Genomic DNA, 19,055 nt, shown 5'->3' on the forward strand with positions numbered 1-19,055 from the left:
GCTCACCAGCCAAAGGTGCGGTCGACGGCGTCGAGCACCCGGTCGAGGTCGGGCAGGTACTCCTCCTCCACCCGGGAGGCCGGGTAGGGGATGTCGTAGCCGGTCACCCGCAGCACCGGAGACTCCAGGGAGTAGAAGCACTCCTCGGTGATCCGGGCCGCGACCTCGGCTCCGAGGCCGATGTTCGACGGCGCCTCGTGCACCACGATGGCCCGACCGGTGCGGCGCACCGACTCGTACACCTGGCCCAGGTCCAGCGGGGCGAGCGTGCGCAGGTCGATGACCTCCAGCTCACGGCCGTCCTCGGCGGCGGCGGTCGCCGCGTCCAGGCAGGTGCGCACCATCGGCCCGTATGCGATCAGGGTCGCGTCGGTGCCGGGCCGCGCGATCCGGGCGGCCTGAAGCGGGTAGGCCTCCGGGAGCGGCTGGTCGACCTCGACTGGGCCCTTCTCCCAGTAGCGACGCTTGGGCTCCAGGAAGACGATCGGGTCGTCCGACGCGATGGCCTGCTGGATCATCACGTACGCGTCCTGCGGGTTGGCGCAGGTGGCGACCTTGAGCCCGGGGGTGTGGGAGAAGTACGCCTCCGGCGACTCGGAGTGGTGCTCCACCGCCCCGATGCCGCCACCGAACGGAATGCGGATCACCATCGGGATCTTCAGCTTGCCGCGGGAGCGGTAGTGCATCTTCGCGACCTGCGACACGATCTGGTCGTACGCCGGGTAGACGAAGCCGTCGAACTGGATCTCGCAGACCGGTCGGTAGCCCCGGATGGCGAGGCCGACCGCGGTGCCGATGATGCCCGACTCGGCGAGCGGGGTGTCGATCACCCGCTGGTCACCGAAGTCCTTCTGCAGCCCGTCGGTGATCCGGAACACGCCGCCGAGCTTGCCGACGTCCTCGCCCATGATCACGACCTTCGGGTCGTTCTCCAGGGCCTTGCGCATGCCGGCGTTGAGGGCCTTGCCGAGGGTGAGGGTCTCCGTAGCCATCAGTGCGCGCTCCCCTCGAACGACTCCAGGTACTGCGTGAACTGCGCCCGCTGCTGGTCAACCAGGGGCGATCCGTTGGGGTAGACGTGGTCGAACATGCTGCTTGGCTCCGGGTTCGGCATCTCCAGCACCCGCTCGCGTAGGTGCACCGACTCGCGCTTGGCCTGCTCGTCCACCTCGGCGAAGAAGCCGTCGTCGGCGATCTTCTGCTTTACCAGGAAGGACTTCATCCGGGCGATCGGATCCTTCGCCTGCCAGGCCTCGACCTCGCTGGCGATCCGGTACCGGGTGGGGTCGTCGGAGGTGGTGTGCGCCCCCATCCGATAGGTGTACGCCTCGATCAGGCTCGGACCCTGCCCGTGCCGCGCGTTGTCCAGCGCGTGCCGGGTCACCGCGTAGCTGGCCAGGACGTCGTTGCCGTCCACCCGGATGCCGGGGAAGCCGAAGCCGGCGGCCCGCCGGTAGAGCGGGATGCGCGTCTGGCGCTCCAGCGGCTCCGAGATGGCGTACTGGTTGTTCTGGCAGAAGAAGACCATCGGCGCGTTGAAGACGCTGGCCCAGACGAACGACTCGTTGACATCGCCCTGGCTGGTGGCGCCGTCGCCGAAGTAGGCGATCACCGCCTCGCCCTCGTCGGTGCCGGTCTTGCCGTCCATGGTGACGCCCATGGCGTATCCGGTTGCGTGCAGGGTCTGCGCCCCGATCACGATCGTGTACATGTTGAACTTGAACTCGTTCGGGTCCCAGCCGCCCTGGTCGACTCCGCGGAACAGGCCCAGCGGCATGATCGGGTCGATGCCCCGGCAGTAGAGGACGCCATGTTCCCGGTAGGTCGGGAAGGCCATGTCCTGCGTACGCAGCGCCCGGCCGGAACCGACCTGGGCCGCCTCCTGGCCGAGCAGGCTCGCCCAGAGGCCCAGCTCGCCCTGCCGCTGGAGGGCGGTCGCCTCGGCGTCCAGCTTCCGCACCAGCACCAGGTCCCGATAGAGGCCGCGGTACTCCTCGTCGGTGAAGTCGACCCGGTACTCGGTGCCGTCCGGCCCGGTCACACTCTCGATGCGCTCACCTTCGGGGGTGAGTAGCTGCACCAGCTCGGGGTCGCCGGTCGCGCCCTTCCTGGATCGGGGTACGGCCCGCCGGCCGCGGGTGCTGACCCCGGGGTCGCCTTTTGCCATCCGTCTCTCCCTGTCGTGTCTGCGTCGGCGCCGGGGGTAACCCGGCGACGCGCAACTCGTGCGCCTGCCCGGCTGCTGCCGGACAAGATCCTGGCGGCCACGCCTAGCCCCGGTGAGGGTTGCCGCGCGGCGTGAGCCGGATCCAGGGGAGTGGATCCGGTTCGGGAGCGCCGGCGTCCAGCCGTACCGCCCGCGGGGTGCGCGGAGGTTCCGGCTGCGTTGCCGTCGTGGTCCATACTCGCATCACACGTGAGCACGCCCACAGTCCGGCCCGTCCACGTCCTGCCGGGTGCCCGCTTCGTTATCTGCATTCCGAAGTGTCAGTGGCGGTGGCGCAACGCCGAACCGAGGAGGTTCGTGACACTTCCATCCCATTAGCGTGTCGACACGCTGTGCTGGTTGGTGTACCTGGTGTTACTGAGTCAGGGTGAGGGTACTGCTGGTGCCGCGGCTGCCCGGTTGGGTCACCCCCGTCGGCTGAGGACGACGAGGAGGATGGGGTGCCCGAGTCAGGTGACGCGGCGGGTCCTCCCGGTGCCGGCCGGCACCGCTCGGTTAGCGGCTATCGACGGGTTGTCGGCGCGCACCGTGCCCCCAGTGGCGCGGGTTCCTCCCGCGGCTACCTGTTCACGGTAGCGCTGCTCGCCGGGACCGCCTCCCTGCCGCTGCTCGCCGCGGCCGGTGCCGGCTCGGGCGTCCTGCCCCCGTCGGCGGACCAGTCATCGCCGTCGTCGTCCGCGCCAGCGAGCTCGCCGTCACCCCCATCGCCCTCCCCCGCGTCGCCTCCCGCCCCGGTGCCCTCTCCTTCCCCTACGCCCTCCCCCGTGCGTGTCGAACCCCGCGCCGGCATGGACCCGGCTACCGGGGCGGTGCGTTCCCGGCCTTTCGCCAGTGCGCAGCGTGGTGCGTTCAGGACCCTTCGTCGGTGAGATGGTGCCGGTTCGCCTCGATCCACGCGTCCAGTGCGGCCGGGTCATCCGGGTCGACGCCGTCCGCGAGGAGCTGGGCGACCGCCGCGGTCGCCGGGCTGCGCCGCTCGCCGGTGCTGTAGAGGCGGGCGAATTCCGGCACCATCTCATCAATAGCGGCGTTGGTTCGGGCCGTCGCCGATGCCGACAGCCCCCGCTTACGGCCCGCATACGCCGCCCAACCTCGCAGCACCCGGGGTAGCAGCGCCGCGTCGTCCATGTCCAGGACGGCCCGCCGGTGCACCCAGTCCAGCAGGAACAGCCCGGCGACCGTCGGGCTCCACCGCAGCGGGTCGGGGTCGGTGAAGGTGGCGGTGTGATCCAGCAGCAGCCCGAGGCAGAAGTGCAGGGAGGCCAGCTGCTCGTCGTCGAGCGAGTCCAGCCCGAACCGGGCGGCCTCCGGCGCGGCGAGGAACCGCCGGATCAGGTCCGTCCGCTCCGCCGTGGTGAGCGGCTCCACCGTCCGCTGCTGCGTCGCTGCTCCCCGGCTGGTCGGCAGCAATGCGAGCCGGGCCCCGACCAGGGCACGGTCGGTGGCGAGGGACCCTTCTCCGGGCAGCTCGCTGAGCTCGTCGGTGATGGCCAGGTGCCGGCTCACCTCGGTCTGCATGGCGGCGGGTGCCTCGTCCCGGAACCAGGTCAGCTCGTCCTCGGCGCACATCTGACGGATCTGGTCGAGGACCCGGGACGGCGGGCCACCGACGAAGATGTCCTTGGTGATGCCGATGTTGTGGTCCACGAGTGCCACCAGGGCGTGTTCCGGTCCGCCCGCCGGATCGTCGTAGGCGAAGGTCGCCAGGTAGGAGGTCTGGTCGCCGAAGACATCCCCGTACGCCCAGCAGCCGGTGAGGTGGACCCGGCCGAGCTGCCCGGACCAGGCGGGGGCTGCCGCGCCCGGCCGGACCCGGTCGGCCCCGGCCGCGTCCGGCACCAACGCGGCGAAGACCGAGCGGATGGTGGTGGCCGCCGCCGCCCGGCGGCGGGAGGTGGCGGCGAGGAAGTCGCTGACGAAAGCGCGGACGGCGTCGTCTCGGCGGGCCTCGGCGATCGCATAGACGCTTCCCAGGAGCGCCGCGCCGAGCCGCTCGGCGTCCAGTGCGTTGTCGAGCTGGGCCACGTCTCGGGCCGCGTGAAGCACCGCGTCATAGGGGGTCTGCGCAGTTCCCATCCACCGACCCTACGCTGCTGTCCGCCCACGGCGGCACCGGAAGCGGCGGCGTTCCACCCCCTCCGATGGGGTGTTCAGCTCGCCCGGCAAGACGCCGCAACCACCCGTGCGGCGGCCGTCGAGGGGGCGGAACCGGGGCGACTGTGCGGCGACGAAGGGTGACTTGCGTCGGATACGCTCAACCCCGACTTGACGATCGTCGGCGACATGGCAGTATTGAGCCCAGTCCACTCAACTTGTCTGGGACGCGCTCCGGCGGCGCCCGTCCACGGCTCAAATCCAACGAAGCGAGGAAGCGAAGATGGCACGTGCGGTCGGCATCGACCTCGGCACGACGAACTCCTGCGTCAGCGTCCTGGAGGGCGGTGAGCCCACCGTGATCGCCAACGCCGAGGGCTCGCGGACGACCCCGTCGATCGTCGCCTTCGCCCGAAACGGCGAGGTGCTCGTCGGTGAGGTCGCCAAGCGGCAGGCGGTGACCAACCCGGACCGGACGATTCGGTCGGTCAAGCGGGAGATCGGCACCGACTGGTTCGTCGACATCGACGACAAGAAGTACACGCCGCAGGAGATCTCGGCCCGTACGCTGATGAAGCTCAAGCGGGACGCCGAGGCGTACCTGGGCGAGCAGATCACCGACGCGGTGATCACCGTTCCGGCCTACTTCAACGACGGCCAGCGGCAGGCCACCAAGGAGGCCGGTGAGATCGCCGGCTTCAACGTGCTGCGGATCGTCAACGAGCCGACCGCGGCCGCCCTGGCGTACGGGCTGGACAAGGGCTCCAAGGAGCAGACCGTCCTGGTCTTCGACCTCGGTGGCGGCACCTTCGACGTGTCGCTGCTGGAGCTGGCCGAGGGCGTCATCGAGGTCAAGTCGACCAGCGGTGACAACCTCCTCGGCGGGGACGACTGGGACCAGCGGATCATCGACCACCTGGTCAAGACCTTCAACGGTGAGCACGGCATCGACCTGGCCCAGGACAAGATGGCGATGCAGCGCCTCAAGGAGGCGGCGGAGAAGGCCAAGATCGAGCTGTCCGCCGCCGCCACCAGCAACATCAACCTGCCGTACATCACCGCTGGTGCCGCCGGCCCGCTGCACCTCGACGTGACGATCACCCGCGCCGAGTTCCAGCGGATGACGCAGGACCTGCTGGACCGCTGCAAGGGTCCGTTCGAGCAGGCCGTCAAGGACGCCGGGATCAAGGTCGCCGACGTCGAACACGTCATCCTGGTCGGCGGCTCGACCCGGATGCCGGCCGTGACCGAGCTGGTCAAGCAGCTCACCGGCCGGGACCCGAACAAGGGCGTGAACCCGGACGAGGTCGTCGCCGTCGGTGCCGCCCTGCAGGCTGGTGTGCTCAAGGGTGAGGTCAAGGACGTCCTGCTGCTCGATGTGACCCCGCTGAGTCTCGGCATCGAGACCAAGGGGGGCATCTTCACCAAGCTGATCGAGCGCAACACCACCATCCCGACCAAGCGCTCCGAGGTCTTCACCACGGCCGACGACAACCAGCCGTCCGTGCTGATCCAGGTCTTCCAGGGCGAGCGGGAGATCGCCGCCTACAACAAGAAGCTCGGCACCTTCGAGCTGACCGGCCTGCCGCCGGCACCGCGCGGCATGCCGCAGATCGAGGTCACCTTCGACATCGACGCCAACGGCATCGTGAACGTCCACGCGAAGGACACCGGCACCGGCAAGGAACAGAAGATGACGGTCACCGCTGGCTCCTCGCTGCCGAAGGAGGACATCGAGCGGATGCGTCGGGACGCCGAGGAGCACGCCGAGGAGGACAAGCAGCGGCGTGAGGAGGCGGAGACCCGCAACGTGGCCGAGGCGCTGCAGTGGCAGACCGAGAAGTTCCTCGCCGAGAGTGGCGACAAGCTGCCCACCGAGTCCCGGGACCAGATCAACGAGGCGCTCGGCGAGCTGCGTAGCGCCCTCGGCGGTCAGGACATCGAGAAGATCAAGTCTGCGCACGCGCAGTTGGCCCAGGTCTCCCAGCAGGCCGGCTCCCAGCTCTACACCCAGCAGCAGGGTGAGCAGGCCGGTGCGGCCGGCGACCAGCCGGGCGCTCAGGCCGGTGGCCCGGACGACGTGGTCGACGCGGAGATCGTGGATGAGGACAAGGGCAAGAAGTGACTGTTCTCGGACACGGACTCCACGTACAGGGATGAGGTAGCCGCAATGACGGACAAGCCACGAGCCACCGACCCGGACGCCACCGGGTCGGTGCCGGGTGGCTCCGCCTCCGCCGGCGAGGCCGGTGCGGAGCCGCGGGTCGTGATCCGGGACAACCGCAAGATCAGCGATGCCGCGGGCTCCGGCTCGGATGCGGTGGACGCGGAATCCGCCTCGGGCGCGGCCGGCACCGGTTCGGATGAGGTGAGCACCGCCTCGGACGCGGCCGACGCCGCGGCCGCCGCCGACGCCGGGTCGGATGTCCCGGCAGCAGGGCTGGTCGAGGAGGCGGATGTCGTGGTTGACGAGATCCAGGCCGAGACCACCGAGGGGGCGTCGGCCAGCCCACCGGTGGTGGACGCGCCGGCCGAGCCGGTTGACGCCGCCACGGCGACCTCACTCGGCGCGGAGTTGGAGGCGTTGCGGGCCGATCTGGATGAGCGGACTCGGGACCTCCAGCGCGTGACCGCGGAGTACGCCAACTACCGCAAGCGGGTTGACCGAGACCGGACGCTCGTCACCGAGCAGGCCACCGGCTCGGTGCTCGCCGCCCTCCTGCCGATCCTCGACGACCTGGACCGGGCTCGCGAGCACGGCGACCTGGTGGGACCGTTCGGATCGGTGGCGGAGCAGCTCACCACCGCGCTCGGCAAGTTCGGGCTGACCCCGTTCGGTGCCGAGGGTGACCCGTTCGACCCGACCCAGCACGAGGCGGTGACACACCAGACCTCGGCCGAGGTCACGGAGCCGACCTGCGTACAGGTCATGCGGCAGGGCTACCTGGTGGGGGAGCGGCTGCTGCGGCCGGCGTTGGTCGGAGTCGCCGACCCGGAGTAAACGGGTGACACGACGGCATGATTGTCCCGCCCACCCCTGTCGGGCGGGCGGGACGATCACTCGAAGGAAGGGGGCGGACCGGTGAGTTCCAAGGACTGGATCGAGAAGGACTACTACGCCGCCCTTGGAGTGGGCAAGGCCGCCTCCGCGGATGAGATCAAGAAGGCGTACCGGAAGCTGGCGCGCGAGTCGCACCCGGATCGCAATCCGGGCGACGCGTCGGCCGAGGAGCGGTTCAAGGAGGCCTCCGAGGCGTACACGGTGCTCGGCGACGACGCGAAGCGCCGTGAGTACGACGAGATGCGTTCGCTGTTCGGTTCGGGCGCGTTTCGGCGTAACGCCCGTGGAGCGGGCCAGCCTGGCGGGGCGCCGTTCGATGTCGGCGACCTGTTCGGTGGCGCGGCCGGTGGTGGCCGGCGGTTCAGCGGGGCTGGGTTTCAGGACCTGTTCGGTTCGATCTTTCCGGGCGGGGGTGGGGCCGCAGCGCGTGGACCGGCGCGGGGGCGGGACGTGGAGACCGAGGTCGCGCTCGACTTTGACGACGCTATTCGCGGGCTGACCCTGCCGTTGACGTTGCGGACGCCCGGCGTGTGTGACACCTGTCGCGGCGACGGGGCGAAGCCGGGTACGCAGCCGCGTGCCTGTCCGACCTGTCGCGGCGCCGGCGTGACCACCCGCAATCAGGGGTCGTTCAGCTTCTCCGAGCCCTGCTCCGACTGCCAGGGCGTCGGCACGGTGGTAGACGAGAAGTGCCCGGAGTGTCAGGGCACCGGTGGCGTCACCAAGAACCGGACCCTGAACGTTCGGTTCCCGGCCGGGGTAGCCGATGGTCAGCGGATTCGGCTGGCTGGGCGGGGCGAGCCCGGGGCGCGGGGCGGGCCCGCCGGTGACCTGTTCATCCAGGTCAAGGTCAGCCCGGACGAGCTGTTCGGACGAGCCGGTGAGGACCTGACGCTGACGGTGCCGATCACGTTCGCGGAGGCGGTACTCGGCGCCGATCTACGGGTACCCACCTTCGACGGCGCGGTCACGCTTCGGGTGCCCCCGGGTACGCCGAGTGGACGTGTCCTCCGGGCTCGGGGCAAGGGGGTGGTCCGTACCGATGGACGGGCCGGTGATCTGTTGGTCACCCTTGAGGTGGTGGTACCAGCGAAGCTGTCGGAGGAGGCCCGGGCGGCGTTGGAGACGTTCGTTGCCCAGACCCCGCCGGCTGCTCGGGAACATCTCGACGCGCGGGTGCGTCGGGGGAGCTGACCGGGCGGTGGGCTCGGTGGAGTGCACGCGGAGGTGAGCGGGGATGGCGGACAACTTCGTCGGTGCGGATGACCCTGCCTACGAGGCCAAGGTACTGATGATCTCGGTGGCTGCCCGGATGGCGGGCATGCATCCACAGACACTGCGCCAGTACGATCGGCTCGGTCTGGTGCAGCCCGGCCGTGCCGCCGGGGGCGGCCGTCGGTACAGCGTCCGGGATGTGGTGCTGCTCCGTGAGGTGCAGCGGCTCAGTCAGGACGACGGCATCAACCTGGCCGGAGTGAAGCGGATCATCGGGTTGGAGCGGCTGCTGGAGCAGGCGCAGCAGCGGGTGGCTCGGCTGGAGGTGGAGCTGGAGGCCGCGTACCGCCGGATCGCCGAGTTGGAGGCGGTGGCCCGTTTCCCCGGCAGTGACCTGGTGCCCGCCAGCCGCACCTCCACCGCGTTGGTGGTCTGGCGTCCCCGCCGGAACCCGGAGCGGTGAGCCCACGACAGATTCGGGGTTCGGCCCTGCGGGGATGGCCGGGTCAGCTACTCTCGGGATTAGTAACAAATCACCCAAATCGGACTCCACTGGTAGGGGGCATGGCGGAATCAGCCAAGAGTCTCGCCCAGCAGGCGGAGGACAGCCTCGAGCAGGTGGCCGAGGCGGTCCGAAAGCGGTTCGACGAGCTCACTGAGGGAAGGTTCAGCGACCAGATCAGGGAAGGACGGTTCGCGGATCCGGATGACTCCGGCACCGACCAGGTGCGCCCCGCGAACCAGCATCAGGGCCGCTGACCGAGCCGGTCGGCCGATGGACGGGCCGGGACCCACGGGGGGTCCCGGCCCACCCAGTCAGGGGAGGCGGCGGTTCTCCCGGACCAGTCCCCCCTCGCACCAGTCGCGGTAGACGAAGATCTCCGGCTGGGCCAGCAGGATCCGGCTGTTCTGCGCCCAGGTCCGCATCAGGTCGTCCCCCTCCCGTTCGGCCCGCTGCACCAGCTTCCAGAAACGCCGCTTCGGATGGGCCCGAAACCTCGTTCGGATCCCGTCTGCGGCATAGATGTAGAGGCAGTGCAGCGCGAAGCGGCGGGCCGGGCAGGCCGGATCCATTGCCAGGTCGAAGAGGGTCGCTACCAGTCCGTTGCCGGCGACCAGGAGGTCCCAGTCCTGCGGCATGGAGGTCAGCGGCACCGAGTCGGGCTGGTAGGCCCAGGCCCGGAGCTCCGCCGGTGACGGGTCAACCGGGTTCGTGAAGCCGCGCAACGTCGGATCCTGCCCACTCACCGGCCAACCCTCCGCTCTCGACCTGGGCGACGGCCGTGTACCCCTTTCCGCTGTTGGGCGGCAACGGTAACGGAGGTACGCCAGCGGCGGTAGTCCTCGCCGGGCGGATTCGCTCGCCATCCGGCCCGCGGTGGCCCGCGCCGGGCAGGCCACCGAAGCGGGCGGATCAGTCCCGGACGGGCACCGGTCGGGCCTGCTGCTTGGCGGCACGTTGCCGGAGCCAGCTCTTGAACCAGTCGAGGTCGGGCACCCGGGCGAGCGTCGGCCCGACGACCACGGTGATCAATACGTACGCCGTGGCGAGCGCGGCCAGTTGCGGATCGACACTTCCGGCCGCCACCGCCAGCCCGGCGATGACGATGGAGAACTCTCCGCGCGGTACCAGGGTGAGCCCGGTGCGCCAGCGACCTGGCTCAGCGATGCCGGCCCGCCGGGCGGCGAGGTAGCCGGTGAGCGTCTTCGTGCCCATCGTCACCACCGCCAGCGCGAGCGCCGGCAGCAGCACCGGTGGGATGTCGCGCGGATCGGTGACCAGCCCGAAGAAGAGGAAGAACACCGCGGCGAACAGGTCCCGCAGCGGCGTCAGGAGTTCGGTGGCATGGTGTGCGACTGGTCCGGAGATCGCGATGCCGACCAGGAATGCCCCGACCGCGGCCGAGACCTGGAGCTTCGCGGCCACCCCGGCGACCAGCAGGGTCAGGCCGAGCACGCCCAGGAGCAGCGCCTCCGGATCGCGGGCCGACATGACGTTCGAGATGGTCCGGCCGTACCGGATCGCCACCACCAGCACGATCAGCACCGTGGCGACCGCGACGGCGAGCGCGGCGCCGCCGGCGACCAGCCCGGCCCCGGCCAGGACGGCGGTGAGCAGGGGTAGGTAGAAGGCCATCGCCAGGTCTTCGATGACCAGCACCGACAACACCACCGGGGTCTCCCGGTTGCCGAGCCGGCCCAGGTCACTGAGGACCTTTGCGACCACACCGGAGGACGAGATCCAGGTGATTCCGGCGAGCACGATCGCCGCCACCCAGTCCCAGCCGAGCAGCAGTGCGAAGGCGGCGCCGGGCAGCGCGTTGAGCAGCCCGTCAATCAGCCCGGCCGGTGCCGCGGCGCGGAGGTTGCCGACCAGCTCGCTGGCGGAGTATTCCAGGCCAAGCATGACCAGCAGGAGGATCACGCCGATCTCGGCGCCGATCGCGAAGAACTCCTCGCTGGCTTTGAACCCGAAGACTCCGCCGTGCCCGAAGAGGAGACCGGCGAGCAGGTAGAGGGGGATGGGGGAGAGCCCGATCCGTCGGCTGAGCCGGCCGAGGAGCCCGAGCAGGAACAGCAGGGCGCCGACTTCGATGAGCAGTGTGGTGGTGTCGTGCATCCGCCTCAGCCGTCCGGGTCGCCGTCGGCGAGGATGGCAGTCACCCCGTCGAGACCCTGTCGAGTCCCGACCACAACTACGACATCACCGGCCGCGAAGCGGAATGAGGGTTCTGGGGAGACGATCACCTCGCCCTGGCGGAGCACCGCCACGATCGAGGCGCCGGTACGGGTGCGCGCCTTCGTGTCGCCGAGTTTGCGGCCCACGTACGACGAGGCCGCGGGGATGGCGACCTGCTCGGTCAGCAGCCCAGCCGCCTGCTCCCGCAGCCCGGAGAGCTGGCCGAGCAGCAGTGACGCGCCGAGGATGTCGGCGAGCGCCTCGGCCTCGTCGTCGGTCAGCGGAATGTCGGCCTGGCAGGCGTCGGGATCATCCGGGTCGTAGAGAACGAGATCTCGCCGGCCGTTGCGGTGGGAAACCACCCCGAGTCGCCGTCCGGACTCCGTCATCAGATCGTGGCGGACACCGATCCCCGGAAGGGCAGTCTGTTCGACACGTACTCGCACGTGGTCAAGGCTACCGCGCGCGGCGGGTGCAGATGATCGAGCAGGATGCGGGCCGGCGCCGGTGGGTTACCGGAATGGGTGAGCTACTTCACACGGATAAAGTTGAGCGGAATGGGCTCAACTTTGGCAGTGTCCGTATCAGTGGACACGCCGACCCCGGGGGAGCCCATGAACAGCGAACGTCTCACCACGAAGAGCCGCGAGACCATCACCGGCGCCGTCACTCTCGCCGGTCAGCGCGGACACGCCACGGTAGAACCATGGCATCTGCTGTCGTCCCTGCTGGACACCGCCGGGTCAACCGCGGTCGGACTGCTGCGCGCCACCGGGGCCGACCCCGATGACCTGCGCCGCACCGCCGAGCGCGCGGTAGCCGCGCTACCTGTCGCGCGTGGGTCCAGCGTCGCCGAGCCGACCCTGGCCCGGGAGTTCGTCAACGCCATCGGTGCCGCCGAACAGATCGCCCGTCCGCTCGGCGACGAGTACACCTCGACCGAACATCTGCTCGCCGGCCTGGCCCGGGTGGGCGGTGCGGTGTCGGCGGCGCTCCGGACCGCCGGGGTCACCGAAGAGGCCCTGGTGGCCTCGTTCCCGACCGTGCGGGGCGGGGACCGCCGGGTCACCAGCGCCGACCCGGAGCAGACCTACCAGGCCCTCGCGAAGTACGGCGTTGACCTGACCACCAGCGCCCGGGACGGCCGGATCGACCCGGTGATTGGCCGGGACACCGAGATTCGCCGGGTGATCCAGGTGCTGTCTCGGCGGACGAAGAACAACCCGGTTCTGATCGGCGAGCCGGGCGTTGGCAAGACCGCGATTGTCGAGGGCCTGGCCCAGCGGATCGTCGCCGGTGACGTCCCCGAGTCACTCCGGGACAAGAAGCTGGTCTCCCTGGACCTCGGCGCGATGGTGGCCGGTGCGTCGTACCGGGGTCAGTTCGAGGAACGACTGAAATCCGTCCTTGAGGAGATCAAGAATTCGGATGGCCAGGTCATCACCTTCCTGGACGAACTGCACACTGTCGTCGGTGCCGGGAAGGGCGAGGGCTCGATGGATGCCGGCAACATGCTCAAGCCCATGCTGGCCCGTGGTGAGCTGCGGATGGTGGGAGCGACCACACTGGATGAATACCGCGCGCACATCGAGTCCGACCCGGCCCTGGAACGCCGCTTCCAGCCGGTGCTGGTCGGTGAGCCGACCATCCCCGACACCGTCGGCATCCTGCGGGGTCTCAAGGAGCGGTACGAGGTGCACCACGGAGTACGGATAACCGACGGTGCGCTGGTCGCCGCCGCCACCCTGTCCGACCGTTACATCACCGACCGGTTCCTGCCGGACAAGGCCATCGACCTGGTTGACGAGTCCGCATCCCGGCTCCGGATGGAGATCGATTCCCGGCCGGTTGAGGTGGACGAGATCGAACGGGCGGCACGCCGGCTCGAGATCGAGGAGATGGCGCTGGCAAAGGAGGCGGACGCCGCCTCCGTCGAGCGGCTGGAGCGGCTGCGCAAGGAACTGGCCGACAACCGTGAGCAGCTCACTGCCCTTTCTGAGCGCTGGCAGACCGAGAAGCGGCACATCACCCGACTCTCGACGGCCAAAGAGGACCTGGAGCGGCTCAGCGGGGAGGCCGAGCGCGCCGAGCGCGACGGCGAGCTGGAGCGCGCCGCCGAGCTGCGGTACGGGCGTATCCCGGCCCTCAAGGCCGACCTGGCCCAGGCGGCGGAGGAGCTGACCCGGCTCCAGGCGGACGGCGCGATGCTCAAGGAGGAGGTCGGCGCGGACGACATCGCCGCCGTGGTCGCCTCCTGGACCGGCATCCCCGCCGGCCGGCTCCTCGAGGGTGAGACGGCCAAACTGCTGCGGATGGAGGAGTCGCTGGGCGAGCAGGTGGTCGGCCAGGCCCGCGCGGTGGGCGCCGTCGCCGACGCGGTCCGGCGAGCTCGCGCCGGCATCGCGGACCCAGACCGCCCGACCGGCAGCTTCCTCTTCCTCGGCCCGACCGGCGTCGGCAAGACCGAGTTGGCCAAGGCGCTCGCGGGGTTCCTCTTCGACGACGAGCGGGCGATGGTGCGAATCGACATGAGCGAGTACGGCGAGAAGCACTCCGTCGCCCGCCTCGTCGGTGCCCCACCCGGCTACGTCGGGTACGAGGAGGGCGGCCAGCTCACCGAGGCGGTACGTCGCCGGCCGTACTCGGTGATCCTGCTCGACGAGGTGGAGAAGGCCCACCCGGACGTCTTCGATCTCCTCCTCCAGGTGCTCGACGACGGCCGGCTCACCGACGGCCAGGGCCGCACGGTGGACTTCCGCAACGCCATCCTGATCCTCACCTCCAACCTCGGCTCGTCGGTGGTGGGTGACCTCACCGTGGCCGAGGAACAGCGCCGCGAGGGCGTTCTGGCGGTGGTCCGGTCGCACTTCAAACCGGAGTTCCTCAACCGCCTCGACGACACCGTGGTCTTCGCCGCCCTCCAGGGCGAGCAGCTGCGGGCCATCGTGGACATCCAGCTGGACCGGATGCGCCGCCGACTCGCCGACCGTCGGTTGGGTCTGGAGATCACCGACCCGGCTCGGGAGTGGCTCGCCGAGCACGGCTACGACCCGGTCTACGGCGCCCGCCCCCTGCGTCGCCTGGTACAGACCGCCATCGGGGACCAGTTGGCGAAGTCCCTGCTGGCCGGCGCAGTCCGCGACGGTGACACCGTCCGGGTGGGCCTGGCGGACGGTAAGGACGCCCTCACCGTGGCCGCCACCTAACTTGATCTTTAACCTGTGCGGCGTGGCCGGGGATTGGTCGACTTCTTCCTGGCAGAGGTGGTCTTCCCGGTCGCGCTGCTGGTGACGATGTGGACGTCGTGGTGGCGGGTGGGGTGGCGGTTGGGTCGTCCTGGTGGGCGGCCGGGTCCTGGTCGGGTGGGTTTCGGTGCACTGGCGGGACAGGGGCTGTTGGCGCGTAGGTGCCGAAATCCGCGGTTGCGCTTCGCTAGGGTCGGCCGGCCTGTTCATGACGCCGTCGGCGTACGTAGCTGCCACCCTGCCGCCGGGGCGCAGGCGACACCGGAAAAGTCGCTGCAACCGGCGGGAGTTCCCGCACGTGTTCGTGCTGTCCGCCCACGAGGGTGGCACCACGGGAGGAAGGAAACGTGAGGGCAGTGATGACCACAGCCGCGCCCGCACCTCGAGCGTCGACGATAGACGACCAATGCGATTTCGACGATTTTTCTATGCGGCGAAGTTCGATGTCCTCCGGTCGCAACTTTACGCCTACCTGGGTGACCGAGCAGAGGCGCAGGACCTGGTCCAGGAGGCGTTCTGCCGCGCCTACACGAGGTGGGCCCGGATCAGGAAATACGACGACCCCTACTCCTGGGTGCGTCGGGTCGCATGGAATCTCGCCACCAGCAGGCTCCGGCGGCAGAAGACGTCCGCGCTGTTCCTGCGCCGTCAGCGCGAAGAACATCACGACGGCCCGTCACCAGATCGTGTGGCGCTGGTCGCGGCACTAGCCAAGATACCGCCGAAGCTTCGCAAGGCCGTCGTCCTGCACTACCTGGGCCAATTGTCCGTCGCGGAAATCGCGGCGCAGGAAGACGTCGCCGAGGGCACCGTAAAAAGCTGGCTCAGCCGCGGGAGGACCGCCCTCGCTGAGCACCTCCAGGGATGACCGGAAAGGAAACTCTCATGTCTGAGAACTTCGACAACCTCCTCAACGACGCGCTCGCCGAATTCGATGCCGTGGAGCGTTCCTCCTACCTGCCGGCGCCGGGCACCCCCGCAGTGCGCCACACGGTCGCGGTCCGGCGGAGAGTCCGCCTCACCGCACTCAGCGTGGTCGGTGCGTTGCTGATCGCCGCACCGATCGCTGCCTACGCCGCCAGCCCACGGGGCAACAACTCACCACCGAATCTGATCGGATCCGGCAGCCCGGTCGTACCGGCCAGTCCGACCCCCTCACTCGCCCCGTCGTCGGCTTCGCCGTCGTCTGCTCCGGAGTCGTCGGCTCCGACGGCGGCCGATCCGCGCAATGCAACCCTCGAGCTTCCGGCGTTCCCTGGCCTGGAAGAAGGGTGCAAGGCAAAGGGGACGAGGACGTTTGTCAACGGTATGTCCAAGCCCGCGGACGGCGTGAAGCTGGTCATCGGGGAGGTGGCTCCGATCGCGGCCGACCTCGACGGCGTGCCGGGCGACGAGCAACTCACCACTATCCGATGCCAGCACGACGGCTCGGTGAACGTCACCCAGCTGCTGGCGCTGAAGGTCGCCTCGGACGGTGCCCTGACACCGCTGGGGTACGTCATCAACTCGCCGGACACTCCCAACGTGGCCGCGACATTCTCCCGCGAGGCCATCACGGTCGACAACGGCATCGTTCGGCTCGCCGTCTACGGCCCGTACCAGACCGACGGGTGGCCGGCCTGCGACCGACAGGTGCGGGGATACGCGTTCCGCAACGGTGACTTCCGTCAGGTGAGCGGTCCGACCACCTTCCGGGCGCCATCGAAGAACTTCCACGAGATCGACTTCCGCAACACCGGCCTCCTCATGGGGCGCGGGAATGCTGACGGGTCCGGTCGGGTCTACTGCGTGCCGATGGTGAACGGGGTCGGCGAAGCCGACCTGGACAACGTTGACGGCAAGGGCACGACCCGCTACACCATCACGATCGACGGCGTCTCCTTCGCCGACGCCAGCGACGGTGAAGCGACGTTCGCCATCCTGACGTTGCGGTCTCCCAGCGGCGAGGTGTCGCAGACCCTGCAGTCCTTCCAGCAGGACGGGGAGTACCCGCTCGGCTGGGAGGTTCTCCGGTCGGGCACCAACGGAGTCAGCCGGATCGAGAAGGCGGAGGCCAATGGGAGCACCGTGCGGGTGACTGTCACGACCACAAGCGGAGTGCAGGTGTGGTCGTACCGTCCCTACGCCACGAACCAGACCTGGCAACGAGTCAGCTGACAGCTGCCTCAGAAGCGCCGGGCCCGCCCGAGCAGGGCGGGCCCGGCGGGTGTCTGAGAGCGTCTCGGCTGCGTCCCCGCGAGGCCACCATCGCGCTGGTGCCGGCCCCGGGTGATCAGACATCGACATCGTCACCAGCAGCGCGACCGGGGAGACAACCTCTGCCAAGAAGAGTCGACCAATCCCCGGCACACCCGCATAGGTTAAAGATCAAGTTAGGCCCCCTTCTTCGCGCGGGTTCGGGTGCTTGTCAGCTCCGCCGGGGTGCACCGGGTTGTTATCGTCTCCGATCGACATACCTGGGGAGGTGGTCGGTGGACGGGTCGGTGGCGTACCTGCTGGCGACGATGGGCGCCCTGGCGGTGGCGGCCGTGGTGGTGGCCGCCGCCTGGGTCCAGCGCCGAACCAGCGGCCGTCCACTCGGTGCGCCGGTCGCAGGCGATCCGCTGCGCGACCGCGACGCGGATGCCCTTCGGGGCGACCCGCGGCGTCTCAAGCCCGGGGACCTTGTCGAGGTCTCCGGCAGCGTCACGTACGTGGTACGCGGCTCCGTCCGGCTGGTGGAAGGTGCGTGGAGCTGGACGGAACACCTGCTCGACGACCCGGACGGCATCCGGCGCTGGCTCTCCGTTGAGGAGGTGCCAGAGCTGGAACTGGTGCTCTGGGCGGCCGAACCCGGCACGACGATCACTCCGGGCGCACCGATCATCGCCTTCGCCGGCCGCCGTTACCGTTGGAACGAGTCCGGCCAGGCCCGCTACACCGCGGTCGGTGCCACCACGCTCGACCCCAGTGGCACCCTGCGCTACCACGACTACGAGGCCTCCGGCGGGGAGCGGCTGTCGTTCGAGGCGTACGGCGAGGCGGGCTGGGAGGTGGCCCGGGGTGAGCGGCTGCACCGCTCCGAGGTGATGATCTATCCGCGGGACGAGGTGGCCTGAGTGCTCGTCACCCTGGTCGCCCCCTACGTCGACACCTGCGCTGCCGACCTCAGCCTGGCGCTCGACGATCCTCCGCGCCCCGCGCTGCACGTACTCCAGGTCGACCTGCCCGGTGCGGTCCAGGTGCGGCTGCGCCTGCTCGGCGCCTCGCACCAGGTGGTGCTGCGTGCCCCGGGCACCGCGCTGACCGAGACGGTGGCGTGCCTGCCCGGCCGCCGTCCCGACCTGCCCGATCGGGTCCACGACGAGTCCACCGGCTACCGGTTCACCGCCACCGTGCTACGTCCCGGCGACGAGGGCCTGCGGGAACGGGTGGCGGCGCTGCGCGTCGACCTGGCCGATGACCCGTACTCCCTGGTCGGTGTCTTCCCCGGCGACGTTGACGCGGTGACCGCGTTGGCGGTGCGTCCGGGCCGGTCGGGCGGCGCCCTCGGCTGGCGCACCTGGCACGCGTACCCGCAGACCAGAGAGCTGGTCCTGACCGAAACTGTGGTGACTCCCCGATGACGTACCGGCGCTGGTTTGTCGTGGGGACGGCGTTCGCTCTCCTCGGCGTGTTGGTCGTGACCGTCGCCATCAGCTACGGCAGCTTCTCCCCGCGCGGCTTCGTCGAGGACCACTACCAGCGGGCCGCCGCACACGACCTCGGCCGCGAGGCGCTGGCCTACAGCTCGACGAAGCAGCCGAGCCAGGTGGCCCAGGAGCTCACCGACGCCTGGCAGCCGGCGGACCAGTACATCGACAGCACCGGCGTCTACCTGCGCTACGACAACGACTCGGTGGTGATCCGGCCGGTCGACGTGGGCTCACTGATCCTCCTGGAACGGCTTACCACCGCGTACCCGCGCTATCACTCCGTGGTCGGAAGTCACTGGGGCTGGGGTCGGGGCAACACCGTCCGGGGTGGTGGCCCAGGCAGTGGCAAGTAGCACCTCTACCGACCGAACGAAAATCTGGGAGCGCCCCTGTGTTGCAGACCCTCGTCCTTGACCTGCTGCTCACCCTCGCCTATGGAGTGGTCGGAATCGCTCTCATGGGCGTCGGCTACGGTCTGGTTGACCTGGCCACCCCGGGCCGGCTCAATCAGCTGATCTGGAACGAACGCAACCGCAACGCCGCGCTCCTGCTCGCCTCGAACGTGCTCAGCGTCGGCACCATCGTGGTTGCCGCGATCGTCGCCAGCGAGGACAACTTCCTCGTCGGCCTGGTCGGGGCGGCGTTCTACGGGTTCCTGGGCCTGGTCATCATGGCAGCCGCGTTCCTGTTGCTGGACCTCGCCACCCCCGGGCGGCTGGGCGAGATCCTCGTTGACCCGGAGCCACACCCCGCGGTGTGGGTCACCGCCGCCGTTCACCTCGCTGCGGGCGCGATCATCGCCGCCGCGATCAGCTGATGGCCCCGGGGGTAGCGTCGCGAGCACCCTCCGGGCAGGGCT

General features: G+C 69.7%; 19 protein-coding genes. 12 read left to right on the forward strand and 7 right to left on the reverse strand.

The window, feature by feature from the left end; all coding sequences use genetic code 11:
• Positions 1–2: 2 nt before the first annotated feature.
• From AC1UKG_RS00600 to AC1UKG_RS00615, 4 genes are all read right to left on the reverse strand, one after another.
• Positions 3–992, reverse strand: a complete 990-nt coding sequence (locus AC1UKG_RS00600; protein ID WP_018737908.1) for an alpha-ketoacid dehydrogenase subunit beta — start codon at positions 990–992, stop codon at positions 3–5.
• Positions 992–2,167, reverse strand: coding sequence for a pyruvate dehydrogenase (acetyl-transferring) E1 component subunit alpha (gene pdhA / locus AC1UKG_RS00605; protein ID WP_018813895.1), 1,176 nt, complete (start codon positions 2,165–2,167; stop codon positions 992–994). Before pdhA ends, AC1UKG_RS00600 begins: the two co-directional genes overlap by 1 nt.
• A 619-nt stretch (positions 2,168–2,786) precedes the next feature.
• On the reverse strand, positions 2,787–3,017 hold the full coding sequence (locus AC1UKG_RS00610) for a hypothetical protein (RefSeq protein ID WP_018813894.1): 231 nt from the start codon (positions 3,015–3,017) through the stop codon (positions 2,787–2,789).
• A gap of 59 nt (positions 3,018–3,076) precedes the next feature.
• On the reverse strand, positions 3,077–4,303 hold the full coding sequence (locus tag AC1UKG_RS00615; protein ID WP_018743620.1) for a hypothetical protein: 1,227 nt from the start codon (positions 4,301–4,303) through the stop codon (positions 3,077–3,079).
• 301 nt (positions 4,304–4,604) lie between these two features.
• Between AC1UKG_RS00615 and dnaK the strand changes: the two genes are divergently transcribed.
• The 5 genes from dnaK to AC1UKG_RS00640 all read left to right on the forward strand — a co-directional run bounded on the left by dnaK (position 4,605) and on the right by AC1UKG_RS00640 (position 9,356).
• Positions 4,605–6,446: a molecular chaperone DnaK gene (gene dnaK, locus AC1UKG_RS00620; RefSeq protein ID WP_018730869.1), complete on the forward strand. Its 1,842-nt coding sequence runs from the start codon at positions 4,605–4,607 to the stop codon at positions 6,444–6,446.
• A gap of 45 nt (positions 6,447–6,491) precedes the next feature.
• Positions 6,492–7,322, forward strand: coding sequence for a nucleotide exchange factor GrpE (grpE, locus tag AC1UKG_RS00625; protein ID WP_018743621.1), 831 nt, complete (start codon positions 6,492–6,494; stop codon positions 7,320–7,322).
• A gap of 81 nt (positions 7,323–7,403) precedes the next feature.
• Positions 7,404–8,576: a molecular chaperone DnaJ gene (gene dnaJ, locus AC1UKG_RS00630; protein WP_018743622.1), complete on the forward strand. Its 1,173-nt coding sequence runs from the start codon at positions 7,404–7,406 to the stop codon at positions 8,574–8,576.
• Between the two features lie 43 nt (positions 8,577–8,619).
• Positions 8,620–9,060 (forward strand): heat shock protein transcriptional repressor HspR, encoded by a 441-nt coding sequence (locus AC1UKG_RS00635; protein ID WP_018723677.1) that lies wholly within the window; start codon positions 8,620–8,622, stop codon positions 9,058–9,060.
• Between the two features lie 101 nt (positions 9,061–9,161).
• Positions 9,162–9,356, forward strand: a complete 195-nt coding sequence (locus tag AC1UKG_RS00640; RefSeq protein ID WP_018743623.1) for a hypothetical protein — start codon at positions 9,162–9,164, stop codon at positions 9,354–9,356.
• Between the two features lie 57 nt (positions 9,357–9,413).
• On the opposite strand, the gene AC1UKG_RS00645 is transcribed toward AC1UKG_RS00640, so the two are convergent.
• The 3 genes from AC1UKG_RS00645 to AC1UKG_RS00655 form a co-directional block, all read right to left on the reverse strand.
• On the reverse strand, positions 9,414–9,845 hold the full coding sequence (locus tag AC1UKG_RS00645; RefSeq protein WP_018743624.1) for a hypothetical protein: 432 nt from the start codon (positions 9,843–9,845) through the stop codon (positions 9,414–9,416).
• A gap of 166 nt (positions 9,846–10,011) precedes the next feature.
• Positions 10,012–11,217, reverse strand: a complete 1,206-nt coding sequence (locus AC1UKG_RS00650; RefSeq protein ID WP_018743625.1) for a cation:proton antiporter — start codon at positions 11,215–11,217, stop codon at positions 10,012–10,014.
• 5 nt (positions 11,218–11,222) lie between these two features.
• Positions 11,223–11,723, reverse strand: coding sequence for a cation:proton antiporter regulatory subunit (locus AC1UKG_RS00655; RefSeq protein ID WP_026271298.1), 501 nt, complete (start codon positions 11,721–11,723; stop codon positions 11,223–11,225).
• 168 nt (positions 11,724–11,891) lie between these two features.
• On the opposite strand from AC1UKG_RS00655, the gene clpB reads away from it, so the two are divergent.
• The 7 genes from clpB (at position 11,892) to AC1UKG_RS00690 (ending at position 19,013) form a co-directional block, all read left to right on the forward strand.
• The gene (gene clpB / locus AC1UKG_RS00660; protein WP_482642796.1) at positions 11,892–14,483 is read left to right on the forward strand and encodes an ATP-dependent chaperone ClpB; all 2,592 of its coding nucleotides are present in this window, start codon (positions 11,892–11,894) and stop codon (positions 14,481–14,483) included.
• A gap of 445 nt (positions 14,484–14,928) precedes the next feature.
• A complete protein-coding gene (locus AC1UKG_RS00665; protein WP_482642886.1) occupies positions 14,929–15,390 on the forward strand; it encodes a SigE family RNA polymerase sigma factor in 462 nt (153 codons plus the stop codon).
• Between the two features lie 17 nt (positions 15,391–15,407).
• On the forward strand, positions 15,408–16,679 hold the full coding sequence (locus tag AC1UKG_RS00670; RefSeq protein ID WP_482642795.1) for a hypothetical protein: 1,272 nt from the start codon (positions 15,408–15,410) through the stop codon (positions 16,677–16,679).
• A gap of 314 nt (positions 16,680–16,993) precedes the next feature.
• A complete protein-coding gene (locus AC1UKG_RS00675; RefSeq protein ID WP_482642794.1) occupies positions 16,994–17,620 on the forward strand; it encodes a DUF4178 domain-containing protein in 627 nt (208 codons plus the stop codon).
• A complete protein-coding gene (locus AC1UKG_RS00680) occupies positions 17,621–18,127 on the forward strand; it encodes a DUF2617 family protein (RefSeq protein ID WP_482642793.1) in 507 nt (168 codons plus the stop codon). It abuts the gene before it with no gap.
• The gene (locus AC1UKG_RS00685; RefSeq protein ID WP_475890130.1) at positions 18,124–18,549 is read left to right on the forward strand and encodes a DUF4247 domain-containing protein; all 426 of its coding nucleotides are present in this window, start codon (positions 18,124–18,126) and stop codon (positions 18,547–18,549) included. The genes AC1UKG_RS00680 and AC1UKG_RS00685 overlap by 4 nt, the downstream gene beginning before the upstream one ends.
• A 38-nt stretch (positions 18,550–18,587) precedes the next feature.
• The gene (locus tag AC1UKG_RS00690) at positions 18,588–19,013 is read left to right on the forward strand and encodes a DUF350 domain-containing protein (RefSeq protein ID WP_018743633.1); all 426 of its coding nucleotides are present in this window, start codon (positions 18,588–18,590) and stop codon (positions 19,011–19,013) included.
• Positions 19,014–19,055 lie beyond the last annotated feature (42 nt).

The sequence above is a fragment of the Salinispora sp. CH2A1_6 genome, assembly GCF_056820975.1.

Coding starts and splice junctions, on each gene's coding strand:
- AC1UKG_RS00600 (WP_018737908.1), bottom strand. CDS start 992: ATGGCTACGGAGACCCTCACCCTCGGCAAGGCCCTCAACGCCGGCATG.
- pdhA (WP_018813895.1), bottom strand. CDS start 2,167: ATGGCAAAAGGCGACCCCGGGGTCAGCACCCGCGGCCGGCGGGCCGTA.
- AC1UKG_RS00610 (WP_018813894.1), bottom strand. CDS start 3,017: ATGCCGGCGCGGGGTTCGACACGCACGGGGGAGGGCGTAGGGGAAGGA.
- AC1UKG_RS00615 (WP_018743620.1), bottom strand. CDS start 4,303: ATGGGAACTGCGCAGACCCCCTATGACGCGGTGCTTCACGCGGCCCGA.
- dnaK (WP_018730869.1), top strand. CDS start 4,605: ATGGCACGTGCGGTCGGCATCGACCTCGGCACGACGAACTCCTGCGTC.
- grpE (WP_018743621.1), top strand. CDS start 6,492: ATGACGGACAAGCCACGAGCCACCGACCCGGACGCCACCGGGTCGGTG.
- AC1UKG_RS00635 (WP_018723677.1), top strand. CDS start 8,620: ATGGCGGACAACTTCGTCGGTGCGGATGACCCTGCCTACGAGGCCAAG.
- AC1UKG_RS00640 (WP_018743623.1), top strand. CDS start 9,162: ATGGCGGAATCAGCCAAGAGTCTCGCCCAGCAGGCGGAGGACAGCCTC.
- AC1UKG_RS00650 (WP_018743625.1), bottom strand. CDS start 11,217: ATGCACGACACCACCACACTGCTCATCGAAGTCGGCGCCCTGCTGTTC.
- clpB (WP_482642796.1), top strand. CDS start 11,892: ATGAACAGCGAACGTCTCACCACGAAGAGCCGCGAGACCATCACCGGC.
- AC1UKG_RS00665 (WP_482642886.1), top strand. CDS start 14,929: ATGCGATTTCGACGATTTTTCTATGCGGCGAAGTTCGATGTCCTCCGG.
- AC1UKG_RS00670 (WP_482642795.1), top strand. CDS start 15,408: ATGTCTGAGAACTTCGACAACCTCCTCAACGACGCGCTCGCCGAATTC.
- AC1UKG_RS00685 (WP_475890130.1), top strand. CDS start 18,124: ATGACGTACCGGCGCTGGTTTGTCGTGGGGACGGCGTTCGCTCTCCTC.